General features: G+C 43.9%; 18 protein-coding genes and 1 tRNA gene. 5 read left to right on the top strand and 14 right to left on the bottom strand.

The window, feature by feature from the left end; genetic code table 11:
- Positions 1–92 precede the first annotated feature (92 nt).
- The 6 genes from HJG39_RS15075 to HJG39_RS15050 all read right to left on the bottom strand — a co-directional run bounded on the left by HJG39_RS15075 (position 93) and on the right by HJG39_RS15050 (position 10,024).
- Entirely contained in the window at positions 93–1,814 is a 1,722-nt protein-coding gene (locus HJG39_RS15075; RefSeq protein ID WP_268410241.1) for an LA2681 family HEPN domain-containing protein, read from the bottom strand.
- Between the two features lie 640 nt (positions 1,815–2,454).
- The gene (locus HJG39_RS15070; RefSeq protein ID WP_268410239.1) at positions 2,455–5,583 is read right to left on the bottom strand and encodes an efflux RND transporter permease subunit; all 3,129 of its coding nucleotides are present in this window, start codon (positions 5,581–5,583) and stop codon (positions 2,455–2,457) included.
- Positions 5,580–7,061 (bottom strand): efflux RND transporter periplasmic adaptor subunit, encoded by a 1,482-nt coding sequence (locus tag HJG39_RS15065; RefSeq protein ID WP_268410237.1) that lies wholly within the window; start codon positions 7,059–7,061, stop codon positions 5,580–5,582. The genes HJG39_RS15070 and HJG39_RS15065 overlap by 4 nt, the downstream gene beginning before the upstream one ends.
- A complete protein-coding gene (locus HJG39_RS15060; RefSeq protein WP_268410235.1) occupies positions 7,058–8,473 on the bottom strand; it encodes a TolC family protein in 1,416 nt (471 codons plus the stop codon). The genes HJG39_RS15065 and HJG39_RS15060 overlap by 4 nt, the downstream gene beginning before the upstream one ends.
- A gap of 131 nt (positions 8,474–8,604) precedes the next feature.
- Complete coding sequence (locus HJG39_RS15055; RefSeq protein WP_268410233.1) at positions 8,605–9,012, bottom strand: hypothetical protein; 408 nt, start codon at positions 9,010–9,012, stop codon at positions 8,605–8,607.
- A 226-nt stretch (positions 9,013–9,238) separates the two neighbouring features.
- Positions 9,239–10,024: a class I SAM-dependent methyltransferase gene (locus HJG39_RS15050; RefSeq protein WP_268410231.1), complete on the bottom strand. Its 786-nt coding sequence runs from the start codon at positions 10,022–10,024 to the stop codon at positions 9,239–9,241.
- A 231-nt stretch (positions 10,025–10,255) separates the two neighbouring features.
- Here HJG39_RS15050 and HJG39_RS15045 point away from each other — a divergent pair, with 231 nt between their 5' ends.
- Complete coding sequence (locus HJG39_RS15045) at positions 10,256–12,637, top strand: zinc-dependent metalloprotease (RefSeq protein WP_268410229.1); 2,382 nt, start codon at positions 10,256–10,258, stop codon at positions 12,635–12,637.
- Between the two features lie 111 nt (positions 12,638–12,748).
- On the opposite strand, the gene HJG39_RS15040 is transcribed toward HJG39_RS15045, so the two are convergent.
- The 3 genes from HJG39_RS15040 to HJG39_RS15030 form a co-directional block, all read right to left on the bottom strand.
- Positions 12,749–13,621 carry a DUF3037 domain-containing protein gene (locus tag HJG39_RS15040; protein ID WP_268410227.1) on the bottom strand — a complete coding sequence of 291 codons (873 nt, stop codon included), beginning with the start codon at positions 13,619–13,621 and terminating at the stop codon, positions 12,749–12,751.
- On the bottom strand, positions 13,618–14,277 hold the full coding sequence (locus HJG39_RS15035; RefSeq protein WP_268410226.1) for a HipA family kinase: 660 nt from the start codon (positions 14,275–14,277) through the stop codon (positions 13,618–13,620). The genes HJG39_RS15040 and HJG39_RS15035 overlap by 4 nt, the downstream gene beginning before the upstream one ends.
- A 303-nt stretch (positions 14,278–14,580) precedes the next feature.
- Positions 14,581–15,075, bottom strand: a complete 495-nt coding sequence (locus HJG39_RS15030) for a hypothetical protein (protein ID WP_268410225.1) — start codon at positions 15,073–15,075, stop codon at positions 14,581–14,583.
- A 325-nt stretch (positions 15,076–15,400) separates the two neighbouring features.
- Between HJG39_RS15030 and HJG39_RS15025 the strand changes: the two genes are divergently transcribed.
- Positions 15,401–17,212 (top strand): winged helix-turn-helix domain-containing protein, encoded by a 1,812-nt coding sequence (locus HJG39_RS15025; RefSeq protein ID WP_268410224.1) that lies wholly within the window; start codon positions 15,401–15,403, stop codon positions 17,210–17,212.
- A 91-nt stretch (positions 17,213–17,303) separates the two neighbouring features.
- A tRNA-Thr gene (locus HJG39_RS15020) sits at positions 17,304–17,379 on the top strand.
- A 36-nt stretch (positions 17,380–17,415) separates the two neighbouring features.
- On the opposite strand, the gene HJG39_RS15015 is transcribed toward HJG39_RS15020, so the two are convergent.
- From HJG39_RS15015 to HJG39_RS14995, 5 genes are all read right to left on the bottom strand, one after another.
- Positions 17,416–18,819 carry an MATE family efflux transporter gene (locus HJG39_RS15015; RefSeq protein ID WP_268410223.1) on the bottom strand — a complete coding sequence of 468 codons (1,404 nt, stop codon included), beginning with the start codon at positions 18,817–18,819 and terminating at the stop codon, positions 17,416–17,418.
- Positions 18,812–19,381, bottom strand: coding sequence for a DUF2239 family protein (locus HJG39_RS15010; protein ID WP_268410222.1), 570 nt, complete (start codon positions 19,379–19,381; stop codon positions 18,812–18,814). The genes HJG39_RS15015 and HJG39_RS15010 overlap by 8 nt, the downstream gene beginning before the upstream one ends.
- 154 nt (positions 19,382–19,535) lie before the next feature.
- On the bottom strand, positions 19,536–21,215 hold the full coding sequence (locus HJG39_RS15005) for a bifunctional protein tyrosine phosphatase family protein/NAD(P)/FAD-dependent oxidoreductase (RefSeq protein WP_268410221.1): 1,680 nt from the start codon (positions 21,213–21,215) through the stop codon (positions 19,536–19,538).
- Positions 21,216–21,225: 10 nt separating this feature from the next.
- Positions 21,226–22,080 (bottom strand): MBL fold metallo-hydrolase, encoded by an 855-nt coding sequence (locus tag HJG39_RS15000; RefSeq protein ID WP_268410220.1) that lies wholly within the window; start codon positions 22,078–22,080, stop codon positions 21,226–21,228.
- 11 nt (positions 22,081–22,091) lie between these two features.
- The gene (locus HJG39_RS14995) at positions 22,092–22,895 is read right to left on the bottom strand and encodes a sulfite exporter TauE/SafE family protein (protein WP_268410219.1); all 804 of its coding nucleotides are present in this window, start codon (positions 22,893–22,895) and stop codon (positions 22,092–22,094) included.
- 137 nt (positions 22,896–23,032) lie between these two features.
- Here HJG39_RS14995 and HJG39_RS14990 point away from each other — a divergent pair, with 137 nt between their 5' ends.
- Complete coding sequence (locus HJG39_RS14990) at positions 23,033–23,485, top strand: RrF2 family transcriptional regulator (protein WP_268410218.1); 453 nt, start codon at positions 23,033–23,035, stop codon at positions 23,483–23,485.
- Positions 23,486–23,660: 175 nt separating this feature from the next.
- Positions 23,661–24,125, top strand: a complete 465-nt coding sequence (locus HJG39_RS14985) for a redoxin domain-containing protein (protein WP_268410217.1) — start codon at positions 23,661–23,663, stop codon at positions 24,123–24,125.
- The last annotated feature ends 128 nt before the right edge of the window (positions 24,126–24,253 follow it).

The following is a 24,253-nucleotide window of genomic DNA, read 5'->3' as shown; positions in this document are numbered from 1 at the left end:
TTAGGTTTAGTCGCTGGAAGTTGAAGGTCTATATTCGAATCATCTTCCAGTGATTGCCTCCTCTCCAAATATTCCTTTATTGGGAGTGAGTGTTATCGTAAAGGCACTTTTTTCGACATGATTAATGCATCATTCTTTGGTTTACCTTTTTCCTCTAAATGAATAGCCATTGATAGATACATGATTGAGTTTCGAGCAAGCTTCATCAGCGTCATTAGTCTTGATTTGAACTCGGATTCAGGAATCAAAAGAGAGTGAGTAGACAGTTTTTTCTTCTCATATATCTGTTCATTTGCATCCTTCAATTTACTTTCAAGATCAAGCATCTCAGCTTCCATCTCTGACCTCATAGCACAATTCTTTTCAGTCTTGATCTTTAAATTGAGCTTACGAATTTCTTCTTCATAGCTTAGTGCACTACTTTCAAGTTGTTCTAGCTCCGACTGTAAACGTTCTGCATCAAAATGCAGTAGTGAATAACCAAAATCGTCCGCAATTTTCAATGAACGATGTTCCATAGCATTTCTCATTTCTGAAAAAGCTTTCGCATCAGGATCTAACCATTTAGTTACGGAAGTTGAATCTTTTACATCTCGTATGTCTTTCAAGATATAAAATAGGGCATGAATGAAATAGTTATTACTACTCTTAAGCTTCTCGTGGGGTTCCCACTCTTTTCTGTTTTCTAGTTTCCTGAAAATGCTATCAAAGCTGATCTTATGGTCTTTCCCAATATCATTGAGATCAAAAAAACGGTTCAATAAATAGGCAATCTTGTCAAAGAGAGAATAGAGAGTTCTAAATGCACTTTTATAATGATGGGCTTTTAGATTACTTATAGTATAAGACATGTCGTTTACGTGAGGATATGTTTGATTGAAGAAGTGAGTTTCATCATTGGGAATATTGCGAGCTGAAAAAACAAGATAGCGGGCATAACAGAAGTCATTTTTTAGCTCATCAAAGTTCCCATGATACATAAGCTCTTCATGCATGGATAAAGATGAATTCAACTTTTGCATCACTGAAGGCATAGTCATTATATCTTGGTAAACGATTTGTGATTTGCAAACGTCATTCAAATCATTTAAGAAAAGAACGTTTTTACTACACCAATCGAGATAATCTTGTTGTTCTCTTGTCTCAAATTCATCCTCATGAGACTCAAAATAATCAAACTCCTTTTTTGTAAAATTGTCCTCAAACCAAGACTTGAAATTCATTAGCTCACCATCCTGTGCAAAAGCCTCTCTTTGTTCAGGATAAAGTCGGTCAATATTTTCAAGACCAAGATTGATGAGGTTGTAAGCCTTAAAATAGTGATAAGCACTATGACCCTGATCGTAAAGACTTTGAGCGATAAATAGCTCATTCCTTGCCTTAGCAGTAATCGCAACTGGATTATTTTTGCGTTCAATAGCTTGATCCCAAACAGGAATACAGCAAAAGGATCTACCTTGTGAACTTAAGCAATTTCCCAAGTTAGTTTCTACGCAGCTCAAGAGATATTGCTGCTCGTCAGTTAAATACTTTTCTTGTTGCAGAGCATGGAGAGCTTTGCGATAAAAAATAACTGATTTACTCAAGTCATCAGAAAACCACTCTTGATTTCGATAACTAAAAAGGGTGCTAGCACAATTTCCTAGTAAATAGTAGTAATGAGCTTTATCAATCAGATTTTCAAATTGATATTCAGTGTCATTATGCAGATCAAAAAACTTCCTCAAATCTTCCATATTAGAACTAAGTATTAGTTCATCAGCATGCATAGAAAGATCGATGAGTTTTGCTGCATCTAAGTGTTTTTCAGGCATATAAGATATTTGAAGCTAGTTAAGTATTAAAAAGCGGATTGAGGTAATGTACCTAGCCAAATGGAAGATAGTCCAACACCTGCAATATATAAAATAATATTCACTTAATTTGTATTGAAAGCCGTTCAATACGAATGTACTTTATCCATTACCTTTTGAATCTCCTCCCTATGATGGCAGACATAACGCATCGTTACCCGAATATCACTATGACCAAGTTGCTGTTGCATGATGAAAGGGGATACATTGCTCTGTGAGAGCCTTGTAGCATGCGCGTTATGATTCGTTTGAATTCCCTCGAATTGAGAGGCTTTCCCATTTTGCGTGAGAATAATAGGAATGAACCCATACTGTAAAACTTTTCTGATCAATGACACATTTTCAGTGTTTCATTAAATAAGTCATGCAACAGTGCGTGCACTCATCAGGGAAAAATCCACGGTGATCTAACCCCGATGACTACGTTTCTTTAATAGAAAACAAGGTTGGGCTTAAAAGAATTCAGGTTCAAACTAATCTGACAAGACACCTTGCCTGAACGGATACCTGTTAGATCAGGTTTGAACTTCTGCATGACGACTCACTCTTTAAAGACTGCGCAGTGCTGTTTCCTTTTTAATCCCAACCTCCATAGCGAACGCTAATCCGCACTACTCAACTGCTGGCGTTTCCATAAGAAGTACACCACGGGTATTACAATCAGCGACAGCGCTAACGCGCTCGCCATGCCGCCTACCAGCGGCGCTGCAATTCGGCTCATCACTTCTGAGCCCGTGCCTTCGTGGTACATTACCGGCAACAGACCAATCATAACGGTGGCAACGGTCATCATAACAGGACGAACTCGCAGCACTGCGCCGCTTAATACCGCTTGAATAAGTTCACCTGTGCTGGGTTTGCTGTGACTAGCTTGATGTTGCGCTAATAATTGTTGGTAAGATTGATTTAAGTAAACCAACATGATCACGCCAATTTCCACGGCAACCCCAGCCAAAGCGATAAAGCCAACGCCCACTGCCACCGACATATTGAAGCCTTCCAAGTACAACAACCAAATGCCGCCAATCAGTGCTAACGGTAACGTTCCCATAATGATGGCAACCTCAATAAAGCTGCGGAAGCTGAAGTAAAGCAGCACCAAAATCACGGCAATAGTTAGCGGCAACACATAGGTGAGTTTGTCCTTGGCGCGTTGCAATTGCTCGTATTGCCCCGCCCAGCGTAAGCTGTAACCAGCGGGTAATTTTAGCTGTTCATTCAAAACCTGTTTGGCTTCTTCAGTGTAGCTGCCAAGGTCGGTGTTTTGTACGTCGATGTAGGTCCAGCCGTTAATACGTGCGTTCTCACTTTTAATTCCCGGTGGGCCATCTTCTAAGTAAATCGATGCCACATCGCCCAAGGTAATGTGTTGACCGATTGGGGTGACAATGGGCAGTTGTTCCAGCGCTTCCGGTGAGTCTCGATAGTGCTGTGGATAGCGCATGTTGATGGGATAGCGCTCAAGTCCTTCAACGGATTGCGCGATATTCATACCACCTACCGCCGTGGAAATGACCTGTTGCACATCGGCGATATTTAACCCGTATTGGGCGGCGCGTTGGCGTTTAATGTCAACTTTAAGATAACGGCCTCCGGAAACACGTTCGGAATACACGGAGGCCGTATTGGGCAACTTGCCTAAAATCGCTTCAATATCTTCACCGATGCGTTGAATAACGTCTAATTCTGCACCAGCGACTTTAATCCCGAGCGGGGTTTTAATACCCGTCGCTAGCATGTCGATGCGGGTTTTAATGGGCATAACCCACGCATTGGTTAAACCGGGAATGTTAACTAAGGATTCAAACTCATCGCGCAGTTTTTTACTGGTCATGCCATCGCGCCATTCGGATTTTGGTTTGAGCTGAATGAAAGTTTCAATCATGGTCAGCGGCGCGGGGTCGGTGGCGGTATCAGCACGGCCAATTTTACCAAATACATGACGCACTTCCGGGACGGTGGCGATGAGTTTATCGGTTTGTTGCAATAGCTCGCGCGCTTTCCCAATCGACAGGCCCGGATAGGTGGTTGGCATGTACATCAAATCGCCTTCGTCTAACTCAGGAATAAACTCTGTGCCAATTTTGTTTAGCGGATAAAAGCCGATAACTGCAATGATTAATGCAAGTATTATGGTTACTTTAGGGTAAGTTAGTGCTCGCTCAAGAACAGGACGATACAACATGATTAACAAGCGATTAAGAGGATTTTTGTGCTCGCTTAACACCTTGCCTCGTATGAAATACCCCATCAGCACCGGAATCAACGTTACGGCGAGTCCTGCTGACGCCGCCATCGCATAGGTTTTGGTGTAGGCCAAAGGCGTGAACATGCGTCCCTCTTGTGCTTCTAAGATAAAAACAGGCAAGAAACTAGCGGTAATAATCAGCAAACTAAAAAACAATGCGGGGCCAACTTCAGCGGCGGATTCTGCCACTACTTGCCAACGGTTTTCATTGGTTAGTGGTGTTTTTTCCATGTGTTTATGCATGTTTTCTATCATTACGATGGCACCGTCTGTCATTGCGCCAATAGCAATGGCAATGCCACCTAACGACATAATGTTGGCGTTAATACCTTGCCAATACATGACAATAAACGACATTAAAATCCCAAGCGGCAAACTCACCACTGCGACAATGGATGAGCGAATGTGGAACAGGAAGACGGCGCACACTAATGCCACCACTAATAATTCTGCACCAATTTTCCCCCAGAAATGGTCGATGGCGCGCTGGATTAAGTCGGAGCGATCGTACACGGGCACAATTTCCACGCCTTCGGGCAAGCTGGATTTTAAGCTTTCTAACTTGGCTTTTACCCCATCAATCACCTTTTGCGCGTTCTCGCCAAAACGCATCACTACAATGCCGCCAGCGACTTCGCCTTTGCCATCAAGTTCAGCAATGCCTCGGCGCATTTGCGGGCCAAGTTGAATGTTGGCGACATCACTTAACAATAACGCTTTGCCATTATGTATTTTGCCTAATGGGATGGTGGCGAGATCGTCGATGGAATCAATGTAGCCTGTGGCGCTGATCATGTACTCGGCTTCGGCCATTTCTATCACAGAGGCGCCGACTTCTTGATTGCCGCGTTGTATTGCTTGCTGCACCAAGGATATGGGAATTTGATACGCGCGTAGCTTGTTGGGATCGATCTCCACCTGATATTGCTTCACCATGCCGCCAACCGAGGCAATTTCCGAGACGCCGGGTAAGGCTTGTAGTTCGAACTTTAGAAACCAATCTTGCAGGGACCGAAGTTGGCTAATGTCGTGTTTTCCGGTGGTGTCTTGCAAGGCATATACATAAACCCAGCCTACCCCGGTAGCATCAGGGCCGAGTTCAGGTTTGGCGGCAGTGGGCAGTTTAGGTGCAACTTGCGACAAATACTCCAATACGCGACTTCTAGCCCAATACATTTCGGTATCGTCATCAAAAATCACATACACATAGGAGTCGCCAAAGAAGGAGAATCCACGCACGGTTTTTGCGCCGGGTACGGACAACAGCGCTGTGGTAAGCGGATAGGTCACTTGATCTTCCACTACTTGTGGCGACTGCCCCGGATAGCTGGTTTTTACGATAACTTGCACATCGGATAGATCTGGAATGGCATCTACAGGCGTGTTCTTTAATGTGAAAATACCTAAGCCAAGCACCACAAGTGTTGCAAACAGCACTAAAACCCGATTATTGATTGACCACCGAATAACTTGTTCAATCATGTGCTTGCTCCGTTATCTTTGGAACCAGTAAAGCGGGCGAAGTTCACGATCACGAAGTCGCCATTACGAATCTCAAACACGAAGCGCAATTTGTCGCTTTCGTTTAGTTGGCTGGGGTCTAAGCCTTTATCAAAAACAAATTCGACTGTGGCCGGTGGGCGTCCCCACTTTTCTATCGCACCTCGGTGAATATTGGCCACGCGTTGCTCAATATCCAACGACACTATCTCGCCTTCGACTTCTGCGCTTTGCAGCGGTTCGGACAAATCCGGTCCGCCACTTGAGTGTGAGATCCGCATGAAATCGGAGCTAATGCTGCTTTCGGAATCCAATAAGAATTGAGCGCTGGTGACGACAGCATCGCCCGGCATTAAGCCTTCGTGAATTTCCGTAAATTCTGAAGTCCTGCGACCAACATTGACGGCGATGGATTTAAACACGCCATTGCCTTTGGCCAGCACCACACGATTCATGTGAGGTGTGCGAATAACCGCGCTGCTAGGAACTAATAACCGAGGTGTGGTGTCGTTATCAATAATGTTCACTTGCGTAAACATATTCGGTTGCAACTGATGGTCATGATTGGGGAAGGTGGCGCGTAAGCGTAAGGCGCGGTTTTTAGGGTTTAGCGCCGGATAAATAAAGTCGACTTTTCCGACCCAAATACGGCTGGGGTTGAAATCGGCGGTTAACTCAATGGATTGACCAAGGTGAATCATGCCAGCTTGTTGTTCGAATACTTCGGCTTCCACCCAAATATCGTTCAAATCGCCTAACGTCATCATTGCCGTGCCAGGTTTAACAAAAGCGCCTTCGCGGATGTTAAGCATATCCACGATGCCAGAAGTCGGGGCGTAAAAAATCACGCTACGTTGTACTTGCCGGGTTTCTTTCAGTTTATTGATATTATCCTGTGGCATCTTTAACGCTTTTAGTCGCCCTTGAGCTGCGCTGATGAGGGTTCGGCTGTTTTGATGCAGTGCCAGCAACAATTCTTCTTGCGCATTCACTAATTCTGGTGAATACAGTTCATATAAAGGATCGCCCTGTTTTACGCGTACACCTTCAGTTTTCACATAAAGTTTGTCTATCCAACCCTCAACGCGTGGGTGGATATGGGTGAGGTTATCTTCGTTGTATTTTACGTAACCCACGGTTTGCACTTGTTGAGGTAAACTTTGGGTTCTGGCGTAAGCTACTCGAACGCCGAGGGATTGGATGATATCTGGTGAAATACGTACCGTTCCCGGTTCATCGTTCGCGCCACTTTCTTCATATACGGGAACCAAATCCATTCCCATTGGCGATTTCCCCGGCCCATCACGACGAAAATTGGCGTCCATAGGTGCAACCCAGTAAAGCGGCTTTTTCTCGTCTGAATCGGTGCTATCTTCCCCAGAATGAAAGAGGTTGGAGTAAAGGCTGGTTAGCACGATACCAATGACAATGCCGATGCTGGTGGTTTTTAAAGTGCTCATAAAGTAGGTTCTCCCTGATCTGTATCCGCAAAGAAATAAGCCAATTCAGATTGGGCTTTCAAACGTTGAGTTCGTAACTGAATTAAGTCGATTTGAGCATTGAGGTGATCGATGTGAGCTTGTATCGCTACATCAAAAATACCATTCGCGTGGGTGTAAGAAGAGGTTGCGGCTTCTGAGCGATGGTGCAATTGTGGTAACACGTTTTCGCTGTAAATTCGCTCCCTTTCAAGGAATTGTTGTGTGCGCTGATGCAATGAAAGTGCTTTGGCGATCATCTGCTGTAAGATCAAACGCTTTTGCGTGAGCATGGCTTCTGTTTTCATTTTCGCTGCTGATACTTCAGCGTCTTGTCGAGTTAAATCAAAAACGGGCACATCCAAAGTCAAACCAATGGAAAAGAAATCCGCGCGACTGTTGCCGTTGTCAGTGTCATCGCGATAGGCGTAGCTTGCATTGACGCCCCACTGCGGTTCGTAAACTTGTTCGGCCAAATTCACCTGTGTGCGTGACACTTTCACTTGTTGATCAATTGACAATAATGACGGATGTGCCGCCATTAATTGCGCCAAGGCGGTTTGGTCTCGCTGTGTTAAAGCGCGTAACGCAGCATCGGTAAGGGTGGGAATACCGGTTAAGTCTGCTAGGAAGGTATCGTTTTGGGTTTGCAAATACTCCGGTGTATCGCTAAGCCATTCCCCAAGCCGAGCCCACGCCTCGCTGTACTGACTTTCCAGCGCAGTGAGTTTGTCATCGATACGGGAAATTTGCACCTTGGCATTCACCATGTCTTGTAAACGCGTTTTGCCTTGCGTGGACTCATATCGCGCTTCCGATAAGCGTAAAAGCTCAACGAATAAATGTCTGTGTCGTTGAATAAGGTCCCGTGAAAGGTGGGCTTGATACGCATCCAACCAAAATTGAATCACTTGCAGCTTAACTTGCTCTTGGCGTGTGGCACGCATAAAGCGGTGTTCATCTGCTTGTTGTGACAACTGACGATTTTTTAAAGCAAGGCTTTCACCTCGAGGCAGTATTTGGCTGACGCCAAGTTTGAGTTGTGTCATGTCTTCTTGATCAAAACTGAATCCTGAAGTGGGTAAGTTCAGCAGACTGATTGAGAAAACGGGATTGGGTAAACGATCCGCCGCAGTGGCTTGGAAACGTAGAGCCCTTTCTTGTTGTTGGCTTTGAGTGAGCCAATGATCGTGTTGAGCCGCAATTTCAATGGCTTTTGTCAGTGAGAGTGTGGCAGAAGTCGGAGCGCTAAATAAGCAAATGAACAAAGACAAACTCAAGGTAAGGCTAACCACTAACCACGAGTAATGATGCTGCGTGTATTTCTGTTTTGCATTGCCTTGATGTAAGGGAAACAGGCGTAACAATAGCGAGTGCTTTGAATATATTTTCATTAACATGACTGTTTTCATTTTTGTGTTTGGCGCGCTATCGCAGTCGCTAAAATGGGCGATAAGCGCAGTGACGCACGGTTAAAGTCAAAGGCGTTGGGTTTATCCCAGATTTTGGATAGATCTATCCCGCGTTAAGCAGCAATGGGGGGGCGTTTAGGCAAAATAGGGTCGGATTCGTTCATGGAGAAACGATACACCGAGGAAAATAACATAGGGGAAACTTGAAAATCAGCTAAATGTAGGCGGTTTAATGCGTAAGTTGCACAAGCGCCCGGCGGGCAGTTGCAATCGTCACAGCAATCCATCTTCATTCCTGCTTTTTCCATACCAGAAGCATCGTTTCCGGCTGAGTCTGGCATGGTATGCTCTGCGTGTAACTTGTGCTCCATTGGCATATTAGATGTCATGGAGTGGTTTTCCATCGTCGCCATATTTGAACCAAAACCCATATGCAAACAAGGCATAGAAGCATAGGCAAACGACTGGCTGATAAACAGAACCAGTAATGTTGCTAATGCGATAACCTTGTTAAATTTCAAATGACGGTCACTCTTGGTTGTATATACGTTTTAAGCTTAGTGTAAAGCTCGAACATTAGGCGTTGTATCACTACGCAGATTGGTTGAACTATATCACGCAGCTTTATGGGTACAAAGTGAGTACGGTTACTACTCAATTCTAGCTTACCCCTTATCCCTATATAGAAAGGGGCGTCATCAGATAAATTTCATGTACATTCGGGCGTATATGTTTATGATAAACGCTCTACTTTTTCCCGAATTTATAAATAAAACGGCTGGTTTTGCCTCTTAGTTCGGGGTCAAACACACTTTTGCTTAAATCATCATCTGGGTTGCGCAAATAAAACGCTTCTTCCAACAATTCAAAGCCCATTTGTTGCATTTGATATTTTACAATGTCGGGGTCGATACGGTGAACTGTGTTTGCCGCTTCGTAGCCAGAGCCGGGCTTGGCAAAGTGATCCACAATCACGAAAACTCCATCATCTTTCATCGCTTTTTTCACATGAGAAAGTGCGGCTTTGTAATCAACCACCTCATCTCTGACTTTGCTTGCTTTGCCATTACGCTTGGTTTCGGTGAAAAATAAGTCGTGGTAATTCAACGCGGTGAACACAATGTCGAGGCTGTTGTCAGGTACATCAATATCAACAATCGGCATACCATCGAAACGAGAAACATTGGCGAGGCGATTGTCTTCGGTGCGCTCAATTAGGCCATCTTTTGCGAAGCGCCAAATGACCTCGTCGTTTTGTGCATACACTTTTCCTTCTGCGCCAACGGCGTGGGAAAATAACTCGGTGTACCAGCCGCTACCCGCGAATAAATCGAGAATATGATCGCCTTTTTCAATACCTGTAAACGCCATGACTTTGGCTGGTTTTCTGGCGTAGTCGCGTTTGGCGTCTTCTGCTGGGCGATCTTGATGGCTCAGTAATTGCGTGAGCTGCTGCTCGGTATAAGGTGCAGCGGATAAGTAATTAGATGCCGCTAGAGCAACTGCTGCTACGAAAATTAAGCGCTTTTTCATACATCTTTCCTTTGAGTGGATAGTCGCAAATGGAGTGATACCGCTTAAAGCAGCGGCTCAGTTGTTGCAAAAGACCTGAACAATCGCATTTTGATTGATAATTTTTTCATCAAAGTTGTAACAAAAAAAGAGGCAAGCAGACATCAACATCGAAACTTCACGCCGCGCATGTCATTATGACAGCGCATAAAAATAAGTGTTGTGAAGCACAAGTTAGTATAGAGGATGCAAATGAGAGTATTTTTCGGATTGGTATTCGCGTTCATGTTAACGCCAGCTTTTGCGGATGATGCAAAAGTAAGTTTGTCGGAATATGTTGCTAAATTGCAGAAAAAATCCGGCTTTTACGATGTATTTTATCGAAATGATGACGGCAAGTTGTATTTGCAAATTGATGCAAAGCAGTTGAATCAGCCTTTCATTTTCCAAAGTAGCTTGCCGTTTGGTGTCGGCTCTAACGACATTGGGTTGGACCGTGGTCAACTTGGCGAAACTCGCCTTGTGCAGTTCGAACGATTTGGAAAACGCGTGTTACTTAAACAACTCAATACGGGGTATCGTGCAGCCAGCAGCAACCCAGATGAAGTACAGGCGGTTGACCAAGCATTTGCCAGTTCAGTAATTGCAGGTTTGGAAATTGTACAGGAAGAAGAGGGTAAGTTACTGGTGGACTACACCGCGTTTTTACTTTCGGATATTCACCGCATTAGCGACCGTTTAAAAACCGGTAAACAAGGTAATTATAAAGTTGATAGCAAGCGAAGTGGCGTGCATATCGATAGAAGTAAAGCCTTTCCTGATAATACCGAGCTAGAGTCAATTGTCACTTTTGTCGGCTCGGAAGCGGGTGAGTTTGTAAAACAAGTTACACCTTCGCACGACAGCATTACTGTGCATTTGCACCACTCTTTGATCCGTTTACCCGATGATGGTTATCAAACCCGGACTTTTCATCCCATGTCCGGGTTTTGGAGTGTTGAACATAAAGACTATGCCACAGCCATTGATGAACCATTGGTACAGCGCGTTATCCCTCGACATCGTTTAACCAAAAAAGACCCAAGCGCAAAAGTCAGCGAAGCAGTTGAACCTATCGTGTATTACCTCGATAGAGGTGCTCCCGAGCCAATCCGATCCGCGTTAATAGATGGTGCAATGTGGTGGAATGACGCTTTTACTGCCATTGGCTATAAGAATGCGTTTCAAGTAAAAATGCTGCCAGAAGGCGCAGACCCAATGGATGTGCGTTACAACACTATTCAATGGGTACATAGAGCCACGCGCGGCTGGTCCTACGGGTATTCTGTGATTGACCCTCGCACAGGTGAGATCTTGAAGGGCCATGTCACGCTCGGTTCATTGCGTGTGCGTCAAGACTTACTGATTGCGCTTGGCTTAACCAGCCCCTACGACAGCAAAGACGCAGACATTAGCGCACAGAAAAATATGGCATTAGCCAGAATTCGCCAACTATCGGCGCATGAAGTCGGTCATACATTGGGGATTGCCCATAACTTTGCTGCAAGCGAAAACGGCCGGGCATCGGTCATGGACTATCCACACCCAATGCTTGGGTTAACCCGTGGACAAGTTGATTTATCCAATGCCTACGATACCGGCATTGGTGAATGGGATAAACACGTTATTGCCTACGGTTACAGCGAATTTTCCTCTCCAGCATCCGAAGTAAAAGGCTTGATGGCGAACATTAAAGCCGTGCAGAAAAAAGGCTTGGCGTATATGTCGGACCCTGATGCCAGAAATGCTACCGCTGCGAATCATCAAGGGCATTTGTGGGATAACGGCGAAGACCCCGTTCTAGAGCTGGAAAACGTAATGGCTGTGCGTAAAAAGGCGCTGGCAGACTTTGGTTTAAGCAGTATTCCAGAAGGTGCGCCACTATCGCAGTTAGAAGAAAACATCGTGCCAATATACTTGCTGCATCGTTTTCAGTTAGAAGCGGTGGCGCGTCAAATTGGTGGTGTGGATTACCAATACGAAACCAAAGAGCAAGGCAAAACGCCACATGGCTTAAAAGCCACACCAGAAGCGCAGCAAAAACGCGCACTAATGACATTAATTCAAGCCTTACAGCACGATAATCTTGCCTTAAGCGACGAGTTGCTGGCGTTAATTCCACCACAAGCTTACGGCTTTAGCCGCACAAGAGAAGCATTCAAAGGACAAACTGGGCCGGTTTTTGATGCCTTAAGCGCGGCGGAATCTTTAAGTGCCTATATCGTTAATATGTTGTTAGAACCTTCGCGCTTAAACCGAATGAGTTTGAATCGTGGGGCGAGCTTTGATGCTGAAACCGTGGTGCAAACATTGCTCGATGCTACAGTTAATAAGCACTGGGACACTGACATCCAAAAGCGCGTGAATCATGTTGTTATTAACGCATTAGTCACAGCGTTAGACAAACCTGAACTTGGTACGGAGTCCAAGGGCATTATCTTTAAACAACTGTTGAAAGTAATGGAAGGCGCAGAAAAGCGCGAGCTAAATGGCACACAAATGCTCATTTACGGCTGGTTAGCCCAATATATGGAAAAAGGTGAATGGAAGGGCAAGTTAGCCACTGCACCGTTGCCACCGGGCTCGCCAATTTAATCGGTTTCTATCGATTGAGTTACGGATGGAGTGTATTAGCTAAGTTTGTGAATTGAGAAAGCAGGGCTGTTTTTATAGCCCTGCTTTTTATTGAATCAAATATGTTATGGGTTAGTGAGTAAGAGGTGGGTTGGTTATTTTTACTCTGCTCTTAGCAAAGTCCACAACATCGTTTAGTTCAGAAAAGCTTAAGGCTTTAACGCCGATGTGCTCTATTTCACCCACTATATCGTGGTAAACCTGTGTAAACTCGGTATTCTCTTGCGGTTTTTCAAGGGTGAACAACGCATGTTCCGGTTTGATAAGTTCGTATTTGATTAACTTATCAACACGTTTTATCCACGTTTCACCATGTTCAGCCGCTCTCAGCGCCGTTTGCTGTTCAAATGCGAGAGGTTTAATAATGCATGTGCTGCTCTTATTAAGTGAATTCGGGGTTTCGCAGGTTAGCGGCATTTTGATATCGTAAATACCCGCGTTAAAGGTTTTTTCAGTGAATTTAACGGGAAGCGCCTTTGATAGCTTTTCTTTGAGCACTTTGACCATTTGCTGTTCTCTGTAGTGCTTAGTGACAAAGCTGCGAGCAACAAACCTTTCATACAATGCTTCAAGCGTAGTTACGATTTCCTCGCCATAGGTAATACCCATTTCGCCAAAATGAATAACAGACTCTCTTTTTCGAATGAGTTCTTGGAATCGGGTTACGAGATCTTTGCCAAACAGGTGATGGCTGATGAAATACTCTTGAACTCTATTAAGTTCATTGGTGAACATTTCAATGCCGTTTTTATAGAGTTCGCCGTTCAAATCATCGAAAAACTGCGTCACACGACCAAATTTTTTAGGGGCTAGCTTGAATAGAAACTTGCCTGTTTTGGGCTCAATGATAACAACGCCGATATTGGCGAATTCACGGGTTTCAATGAAAGGCATAAAGCGCACGACTGCATAGTGAAAAACAGCTTTTTTAGTCGCTTTTTTCATACTAGAGCCTCCCAAAATTGATCATGATTGAATTCCTCCAATACTAACCGCAATCGTGCTAACTCACCAGCGGCATCTGGTATTTCGTCTAGCCACTCTCTTGGGAGAGAAGCAACAACATTGTCGAATTCAGCATAAACAGTGTTTAAGCGGGATTGATAGGATGTAATATCGAGCGTTTGTTCAAATAAATCCTGCTGACCTTTCATTAAAAAAGAGGAGACATGTGTGTTTTTAAATGTTGTCAGATCGAAGTCCGTGTCGAATGCTAAATTATGGTCAAACACAACAAGTTTTTTAGTGGTTATATCTTGGAAAAGATTTGGGTTTCCACCATTTTCGGTTAAGTTTCTATCATCGTTTTTAATCCAATAATCAAAAACAAAGAGATCCTGTAATGCAGATTTGTTGGCAATGGTTAGCTCATGATAATTCACTTCATTGAGTGAGCTATGGTATTTGGACGCAAAGGCAATACCAGCACCAAGCTCAATTTGTAAATCAGCATCATATTCAACGAGTTCATCATCGATATTAACAAGCTCAACATCTGGAATATTTAAGCCAAACAGTCGACCTAAATTGCCTGCAACCCATTCATAAACACAGCCTTTAAACCCTGCGTTTAATCTCTTTACAACATATTTTTTGCCCATTGTCACCAACGCAAAGTCTGGGCTTAGTCATACCTTGTTCAAGTGTGCGTTGAATTTCAAAGATGTTAATCAATAGCGTTTATCCTATGGCTATTTACATGGGCTTGTTGGGATTTAGGTTGTTATACAACAACTCGAAGTGGCTATTTTCTGTGCTTTTCGGGCTGTGTGCAAGTTCGAGCGTTAAGTAGGCGAGGGTATTAAAAAGAAAAAGAGATAGAAGTTGGATCGGCTTCTATCTCTTTGGTTAGAACACTTTAGCAAGAAATGTATTTAGCTCATCTTAGACAAAGTGATTCTGAACTATTGCTTAGCCACCCATTGGGATTTGCTGACTAAGGCTAAATTACGGTTAACCAGCCGATTATTGTAGCTTAAAGATTGTGCTGTTTCTAAATCCACCAAGCATGCTTCCGACTTACCGGTAATGCAATTCAGCACGGCACGGTTGTTAAAATTAATAGGGCTTCTTGCATTGGCTTTAACGGCTGCGTTGCAATAGTTTTCTGCTTTTTCGAGGTGATTGGTTGCAATGTGGGCGACACATAAATTGGTGAGTAGTGGCGCTTTCAAGCCAGATGCGGAAGCGCGTGCTAAAGCGGCTTCTGACTTTCGAATACCAGCGGCATAGTTGCCAGCTTCAATTTCTCGCACACCATTCACTTCTTTGGCACTGGTTTTTAACGCTAAATGTGAAGTGTTACTCGCTTGAGCAACGCCCATAAATGGAACAAGGCAACATGTAGTGATTGCTAGCGCTTTAGCGCTTCTTTTGGCGGTTTGAATTAGTAGTTTCATGGGCGTAACCTCAAAACGTAGTTTTAACTCTTTGCAATTAACAAAAAAGCAAGCTGTGCTTTCCGGTGCCAACATTGCTTTTTCCAGTGCCTTTCTTCCCAATCTTTTCAAAGCGGCTTCTTTGTTTGCTCATTAAATGATTAAAAGAGCAGTCACGGCGTTTTTACAAAGACTTAACATTGAGTCGAAAGCTTGAAATCAGTATGGTGATAGTTCTGTGGTTTATGCCTGATGGTTACGTGATGAAATACCAACTTATTTCTAATGAAAAACCAATGAACGGAGTTCACTTATCCAACGTTTAGATAACAAAACACGATTCCTTGTGGATGAATACTTTGTGGATGTGGGGGCTAATCGAATTAGCTATCAAGATAAAGTTCATCAGGTGGAACCGAAATCAATGCAGGTGCTATATCATTTAGCATTAAATGCTGGTGATACAGTAAACCGCCAAGACTTGCTCAATGATGTGTGGCAGGGGCGTATTGTTGTGGACGAAGCGCTAACGCGCACCATTTCCCAATTACGCATTGCCTTTAACGATAATAAATCTAAGCAGGTGATTCAAACCGTGCCCAAAAAGGGGTATCGGTTAGTGCCAAAAGTACAATGGGTGGGAGCGGATTACATACCCAAACCAGCAAATTCACCCAATGATTCGATGCCAACCTTGAAGACTGAGGCTCCCTTTTCCTTAACTAACCAGAGTTCAGAAAACAATATTTCTAAAATAGATACAGTTCATCAAGGGATAGACTCGAATAATCAGGCGTTGTACCAACATCAATGGAATCGGCGTTACTGGGTGTCGTTAATTGCCGTGATCATCGTGGCTTTGGTCATCCTGAATTTAGAATACGAACCGAATTCACCTATTGCGTTGGAGGCAGAACAACAAAAACCACTGACACAAAATAAGCCGAATGCACCCCAAGAACCTTTGTTGGAACGCAGGGATAATGTTGAAGCTAATCAGCATTTTTCACGTGGTAACTATTGGTTGATGAACGGTAAAACCAGTGAGTGGTTTTTTAAAGCAGAAGCTGCGCTGAAAAAGGCCATTGAAAATGACCCGGAATTAGCACCGGCTTATGGGCGCTTGGCTTATATTTACGCTCGTTACAATTATCACGATGTATATATGACCCGAAACGAAGCAGAGTCAAAGGCACAAGAGGCCATTGATCGGGCATTAGCGCTACAACCTAACGAAGAAAACGCCAAGCTTGCTCAAGCCATATTGTTCACATCTAACATGCAATTTGCGCAAGCTAAAGAGGCCCTTGATAGTGTGTTAAATAAAGATGAAGAAAACGAATCGGCGAAAACGAATCAAGGTAGCTATGCTGATGTTGAGGGAGCAAAAAACATTACGGCTTTGTATTTGTACTCTGAATGGGCTCTCGCACAAAATGATGTTGAAGCCGCGTTACGGTTTGCCGAACAGGCGAAAAACGCATCGCCACTTTCTCCTTGGGTAAATGTAAATTTAGCCATGGTGCATTATTGGCGAGGGGAGTTCTCACTCGCGTTGCAATCTGCTCACAAAGCGATTTCAGTTGACCCAAAATATACGTGGGCTTACGTGTGGCAGGCGAAAATCTATCAACAGCAGAATCAGCTTGAAAACGCCATTAATGCAATGCTTGCTTGCATGGAAATTGATAATGGGTCGAAAATTAACAGTGCGTATTTAGGACTTTTGTATTTACAAAACGATGAGCCATCGCAGGCAGAACATTGGTTTGAACATACGGCGTCTTTATATGGCGATTCGCTGGATGCGCGCTTTTGGCAGGGAGCGGTGCGCTTCATTCATGAGAATCAGGCTCCCGAGTTAGGAATGACTTTGTTGCAGTCGCTATCTTTGTTAGATACACCCTTATTTACTTTGTTGCCGAATCTGGCTGAGGCTTTCCAAGTGGCAGATAAACAGAAGGAAGGCATTGCTTTTATTGAAGCTCGTTACCCAGAATTATTTCATAGCACGGCAGTGGTTAATCACCGCAACGTAAGCGCTGCACAAGCTTTCCTGCGGTTAACGGAAAGCAGTACAAATCAGAAGCGACAACTACAAACCCAGTCCCTAAAAGCGAAATTAAAAAGCTTTATGGAATCAGCATTTTTTTATTGACATCTGATCGGCGATGAATAGAATACATCGCCGCTCTAGAGTGCTTTTAAGTGAAACGCTTATCAGTGAAATAGAGCGAAGAAATTCGTGTGCCGACTTAGCTCAGTTGGTAGAGCAACTGACTTGTAATCAGTAGGTCGCCAGTTCGACTCCGGCAGTCGGCACCATTTCTCTCCCCTGTTCTAAAATCCCCTTCGCCATTGTTACCCGTTTGCTTTCGACTCAAAATCTACGTTGTATAATAAGCCAAAAGGATAGCGGCCTTTTTCGGCACGCAAATATAGAAGCGTGAGGGTCAGAATTAAGCCTAAAAATTCAGCGAGTGGCGCAGCGTACCAAATTCCCCACTCCCCAAAGTACAACGGCAATGTGAGGATTAAAGGCAAAGCAAACAAGTAGGTTTTGGCAACGCTAAGGATGCCAGCTCGCTTGGCATCCCCAATACTTTGAAAGTAGAAGTTCACCATTAATAACGGCCCCAGCAAAAAGAGTGCGAGACTCATTATCGGTAATAAGCGGGCGATTTCATTGACGACGAGAGGGTCGCTGACAAACACCTGACCGATTTGGTCGTTAAGCAACCATAAAAATGCTTCTAGAAGCACGCCGTAGCCCAAAGCAAGGCTAATGGCGATGCAAATGCAGGAGTTGGAACGCTGATATAATCCCGCTCCCACATTGTTACCAACTATACTTTGCATGGCTAATCCAAGTCCCATCAAGGGCAGAAATATGAAGGTCATGATCCGAGTGATGACACCGTAAGCGCTCATGGTGACAGAGTAATTTTCTAACTGCCATTGTTGGATACTGAAAATGATTGCAGCAGAAGATAAGGCAACACCAATATAAGTCAGACTTGATGGCGCACCAAGAGACAAAAACTCACGCCAGCGGTTACGTTCCCACGTTAGCGCGAATATTGGTAAATCAATACTATTGTGGCGAGTTTTCCGATACAGCCAAACGATCACAAGAGCAATGAATTGAGCCATCACAGTGCCCCAAGCAGAACCCGCAACTCCCCAATTGAGCCAGACAATAAACACATAATTGAGCAAACCATTGAGCACTGTAGTCGATAATGACACAAGCGCCATAAACCCCGCTTTACCTTCACTTCTGAGGCTGTCGCTACAGATCGCTAAAACAAAGAATAGTGGTGAGCTATAAATAATAATGCTGATGTAGTCATTACTCATTTGCGCTAAAGCGGTGTTTCCTGCGTTTGCAGCCAGAGTTAATGAGCTTCCAACTAAGGTAAACATTGTCATTAACAGGCTGCTTATCACAAATACCAAGGTAATTGCTTGACGGTAAGCCTGCCTTGCTTCCTCGTGTTTTTGCGCGCCAATCAAACGCGCCATCACGCTGGCAAAGCCCGCCGCTGCCCAACTTGATAATGCGACCATCATCATAAAGAGAGGGAACATTGCGGTAACAGATGCCAAAGCTTGTGGGCCAACAAACACACCAATGAAATAAGCATCCACCAGATTCAAAGAGCCACTCACCACCATCATAATAATGATAGGCAAAGCGGTTTTAAGGAAAACGCCAGCAATGGGTTGAGTCAAATACGGATTATTCAATGTTTGCTTAGTCATGAGACTCTGCCTCTTGTAAGGCTAGCATTTCGTGGAATTTCTGGATAAGGATGTCGCGAACCTCTGTTGACCAACGATGGCTGGCTTCGTCAAATGCTGCTAAGTCACATCGATATAATGCTCTGGAAGCCGCTTCAAAACCGCTATCGTCGGAAAACGGAGTCATGAGGTTATAAATCTGATTTTGTTTTATACGCATTTTTTCTTGGATGCTGACGTTTTGCATGGCGTTATCAATGAGTCGTCTTAGCGTGATGGAGGCCCCTCCGCGTTGCACAGACAACCACTCCCAATGTTCGGGTAACAACGTAACTTCTTTTGATTTCACTCCCAATTTTGGACGCCCTCGCTTTTTCTCTTTTGGGGACAGCGAGTCGGATAGCTTACTAATTACCTCTTCTTCTGTGCCGTGCCAATCAATATCAACACGTTTGCAAGCACTTAGCTCAAAAAGATACGGTTCTATCGTGTCGTTAAAAGCTTTCACCTTACGAATAACGCTGATGATGTCTCCTTTAGCGAGCAATGATTGTTTGTAGATCGCAAGATATTCGTGATGCATATTTAATCCTTTATTATTTTACCCGGGTAAAATAGAACAAATATGGCCCAAAGTAAATATTACCCGGGTAAAAAAGAGGAAGGATGTCGATATTGGTTATAATTTGGGGCAGAAAGTAAAAAGGCTCAAATAGAAACTTGAGCCTTTATGGCGTTTACTGAGTGTCTGTTTTCGGCATTTTTTCGGGTTTTGCCATCCATTCCCGACCTTTTAACATACCTTCCCAATATATTGGCGGGAGCAGTTTTTCTTTCAGATACCATGCAAGTCGAGAAGGGCGTGTCCCATCAAGTATCCAAGTAGGAATGCTGGGGAGGATTTTACCGCCATAGCCAAACTCTGCGAGCACCACTTTGCCACGCTCTACCGTAAGCGGACAGCTACCATAACCGTTGTAAATGGCTTTGTCCGTTTGTTCTCCGCGCTCATATAACAAGTTGTTGGCGACAATAGGCGCTTGAATTCTAGCCGCTGCCGCCGTTTTGGCATTCGGTGCATTAATCACATCGCCAAGCGCAAAAACATTTTCATATGTTTTGTGCTGAAGTGTGGATTGATCCACATCGATCCAACCATCCTTATCTACCAAAGGACTGACTTTTATGAAGTCCGGTGGTGATTGAGGTGGGACCGCATGTAACATATCAAACTCTTTTTCTACCAAAGCGGCATTCGGACTATTCACCTGCTTGAATTTTGCCACCTTATGCTTTCCGTCTACGGCAACCAACTGCTGTTCAAAATTCAAACCAATGTTGTATCGATGGATATACTTCATAAGAGCGGGTACATACTCTTTCACACCAAATAACACGCCACCCGTATTGTAAAATTGCACATCAATGCTTTTGAGCTGGTTGTTTCTTAGCCAATGATCACACGACATATACATGGCTTTTTGTGGCGCTCCAGCACACTTAATTGGCATAGGCGGCTGAGAAAAAATAGCCTTTCCAGATTTTAAATTTTTCACTAATTCCCAAGTGTAAGGCGCTAGGTCAAAACGATAATTAGAGGTCACGCCGTTTTCACCCAGCGTTTCACTCAAACCTTCAATTTTTCCCCAATCTAGTTTTATCCCCGGACAAACAATTAAGTGTTCATATTTAACGGTTCGACACCCATCAACGACCACTAAATTGTCTTTTGGAATAAAGGCCGCTGCGCCTGCTTTGATCCAACGCACACCTTCAGGGATGACTGACGCAACCGTGCGTACCGTTTCGTTAGCGTTAAATACACCACCGCCAACGAGTGTCCAGCCCGGTTGATAGTAGTGAACTTCGTTCGGCTCAATAATGGCTACATCTAAATTAGGGACACGAGACTTCAAACTTGATGCTACGGCAATACCACCGGCACCGGCGCCTACTATCACTACCGCATGAGAATAGTCGGCATAGTCTGAAGGCGTGTCACCCCCGTTTTTTAGGCGTCTGATTACCCCGCTCAGGTCGTAACCCGCTTTTTGCGATAAGGCTAGAATTTCTTCAAAACTGTGGGTTTTAACTGCGGCCATTGCCCAAAGTGTGATTGAGCGGGTGCCAGTTCGACAATAAGCGAAAATAGGGCCGGGTAGTGACTGTAAATTGTCTTCAAAGGTTTTGGCGTCCTCTGCGGTGACTTTTCCGCTAACCACGGGTTGATATTCGCTCCTCATCCCTAACGCTTTTGCCTTACTTTCAATTTCTGAAAACGTTGGTTGATCAGGGCCTTCACCGTTTGGACGATTACAAACAATGGATTTAAACCCAGCGGCTTTAATGGCGTCGACATCATCAGGCGATATTTGCGCTGAGACAGCGAGATGTTGAGTGACTGTTGCGTATTGCATAGCTTTCTCCTCAAAGCGCATTAACAGGGATTTTGATAAATTGTCTGCCTTTGGTGGACTTCTCACCAAACTGACCATTGCGTAAATTAGCCTGAATTGAGGGCAGCAGTAATTTAGGCACAGCGAGCGTTGCATCTCGCGCTTCACGTTTTTCTACATATTCTTCAAGCGAAACCTCCGGGCGAATTTGCGTGTTGTTTTGCTTGGCTTCTTTAATTGTCAGATGAGAAAGTGGTTGCTCACCACTTTGAGGGTAATCGTGAGCCAAATAGACAGTGGTCTCATCGGGCAAGGTGTAAAAACGCTGGATGGTTTGATATAAATCTTTGGCGCTTCCCCCCGGAAAATCACAACGAGCTGTACCAAGATTGGGGGCGAATAAGGTATCGCCAACAAAGATTTTTCCATCAACAAGGTAACTTGCACAAGCAGGAGTATGCCCCGGTGTATGCCAAACGGTGACTTCATAATCACCAATAAAGAAGGTATCTCCTTCTTCAAAGAGCACATCGAATTGGCTGCCATCTGGTTGCGTGTCATTAGTGGTTTCGAAAACGTCTAACCACATATCAAGCACGGTTTTAATGCCAGAGCCCATACCAATTTTGCCACCAATGTGTTCCTGCAAATAATGCGCAGCAGTTATATGATCCGCGTGGACATGGGTTTCCAAAATCCATTGGTTGTTTAGCTGATTTTCTTTAATAAACGCAATGACAGCATCGGCACTGTGCGTTTCCACTTTTCCTGAAAATAAGTCGAAATCCATGACGGAATCAATAACTGCCGATTCCTTTGATTTTGGATCGAATAAAACGTAGGTAAATGTTGATGTATTCGTGTCGTAAAATGTTTCAACTCTCATGGGATTCCTCACTACATAAGCTCTTTAGACATAATGAAAACGGCAATAACTAAGGTGAACAAAGCAAAGAATTTTTGCAGTGCGGCACCATCTAGTTTTTCCGCTATCTTCGTGGAGACAGCCATCCCAATAAAAGTGGCTACCAGCATGAGTGGTAACAGAGGCATCTCCAATTCAATTCCAGATTGCAAATCGCCAACAAAACCCAGTAACGATTTCAGGCCGATAATAAATAAAGAAGCACCGACTGCATTTTTCATCGGCATTCCTAAAAACAGCACCAGCGCAGGGATAATAAGAAAACCACCTCCAGCACCTAATATCCCAGTAACGATGCCTACTACCGCACCTTCTATAACGATGAGGGCGATTTTAGGCGACGTTGGTTCAGAAGGAGGGGCTGCTGTTATTGCTGATTTGCCATAAGCTTTTTTCAGCATCATTGCGGCAGATACCAGCATCAAAGTGGCAAATAACACCATGATGGCGAGATTTTTGGTGATTTCGATAGGCGCGGTTGTCAGTACATCGGGAATACTTGGCATCAAATAAGCGCGCGACAGGTATACCGCAATAATGGACGGTATCGCAAACATGATAGAGGCTTTTACATCAACCAGCCCTTCTCGAAAATAACGCACCGCGCCAAAAGCGGCTGTTGCACCAACAATCAGTAGGGAGTATCCAGTTGCGACATCGGGCGTTACATCCATGAGATAAACCAAAATGGGCACAGTAAGAATGGAGCCTCCGCCGCCAATTACACCTAAAACCATCCCCATCAGTACTGCTGCAAGGTACCCCAACACTAACATAGCCCCTCCAAGGTTTATTTCTAAAAGATATATAATATTCCAAACAGAGATTTAAAGTATATTCTAAATATATATTTAATCCATCATTTATCTTAAAATGTACCGATTGAGCCAATCAGTTTTTCCAATTAACCATCATGAAAATAAATTCCTTCACTAACCTAACGTTTCGTGCGCTTATCTATATGGCATTGAAAAAGAAGGAAATTGTGAGAACAAATGAGATCGCAGATGCGTATCAGGTGTCTTACAATCACTTAAAAAAAGTGATGGGAATGTTGGCAGATAATCAATATGTGAAAGGCACAAAGGGGCGCGGCGGCGGTTTTCAACTGGCTCGTCCTGCTGAAGCGATTAATATAGGTGAGGTATTTCGATTAACGATAGAAGATGTGGCTTTAGCGGAATGTTTTGCTTCGCCCACTAACCAATGCGTGATCTCTCCTGACTGTAAATTGCGACACATTCTTCAAGATGCCACTTCGCGTTTTATTGCCGAATTAGACCAATACACATTGGCTGATTTGGTAAAGGGAAGAGAAGGCGCGCTCTCATTGCACCTCGCAATAGATTTCATCGAACTAACATAATTCATCACGCTGTTTCTTAACGTCTTAGTTTTCATTTAGTTAATCATCTTATTAGATTAGCTAAGCTATAATTGATTACTAAAATCGAAAAAAACGATTTGCTAATGTCTATACTAGATGTCCATTATTTAAATGCATATATGAAATGCCTATTTAAGTAATTTGGAGATTTAACATGACTACCGAAACAACCGTAACATTCCCACAATTAAATCAACCTGCTCCTGACTTCAATGCAAAAACAACACATGGTCAGAAGTCATTGGCTGATTACAAAGGAAAATGGCTTGTTCTATTTTCCCACCCAGCGGACTTCACGCCAGTGTGTACTACCGAATTTATCGGGTTCGCAAACGCAAGTGATACATCCGCTGTTCGTGCCACCTTCATTATCGACCCGGAAGGCGTGTTACGCGCCATGGTGTATTACCCCATGAGTAATGGTCGTTCTGTCGACGAATTTGTACGTTTAGTGGAAGCCTTGCAAACCAGTGACACCAACCATTGTGCGACGCCGGAAAATTGGAAAAAAGGCGAGGAAGTGATTGTGCCGCCGCCTCACACAATGGAAGACGCCAATATGCGAGAAGCCGAGGGTTATCATTGTGTTGATTGGTACTTCTGCAAGAAAACATTATAGAAACATCGGAGTGTAAGACTCACTAACGCCAGCTTGTGCTGGCGTTTTACTTTGAGTTTTCTTCAGTTGTGACTTTTTTGCTCACAGCGATGTCAATACGCCATACGTAATCTAATCGTCTTTATCCC

Origin of the sequence: Alteromonas sp. a30, from assembly GCF_026788005.1 — a bacterium.
In the GTDB taxonomy this organism is placed as follows: domain Bacteria; phylum Pseudomonadota; class Gammaproteobacteria; order Enterobacterales; family Alteromonadaceae; genus Paraneptunicella.
This window is presented reverse-complemented; position numbering and strand designations above follow the sequence as displayed.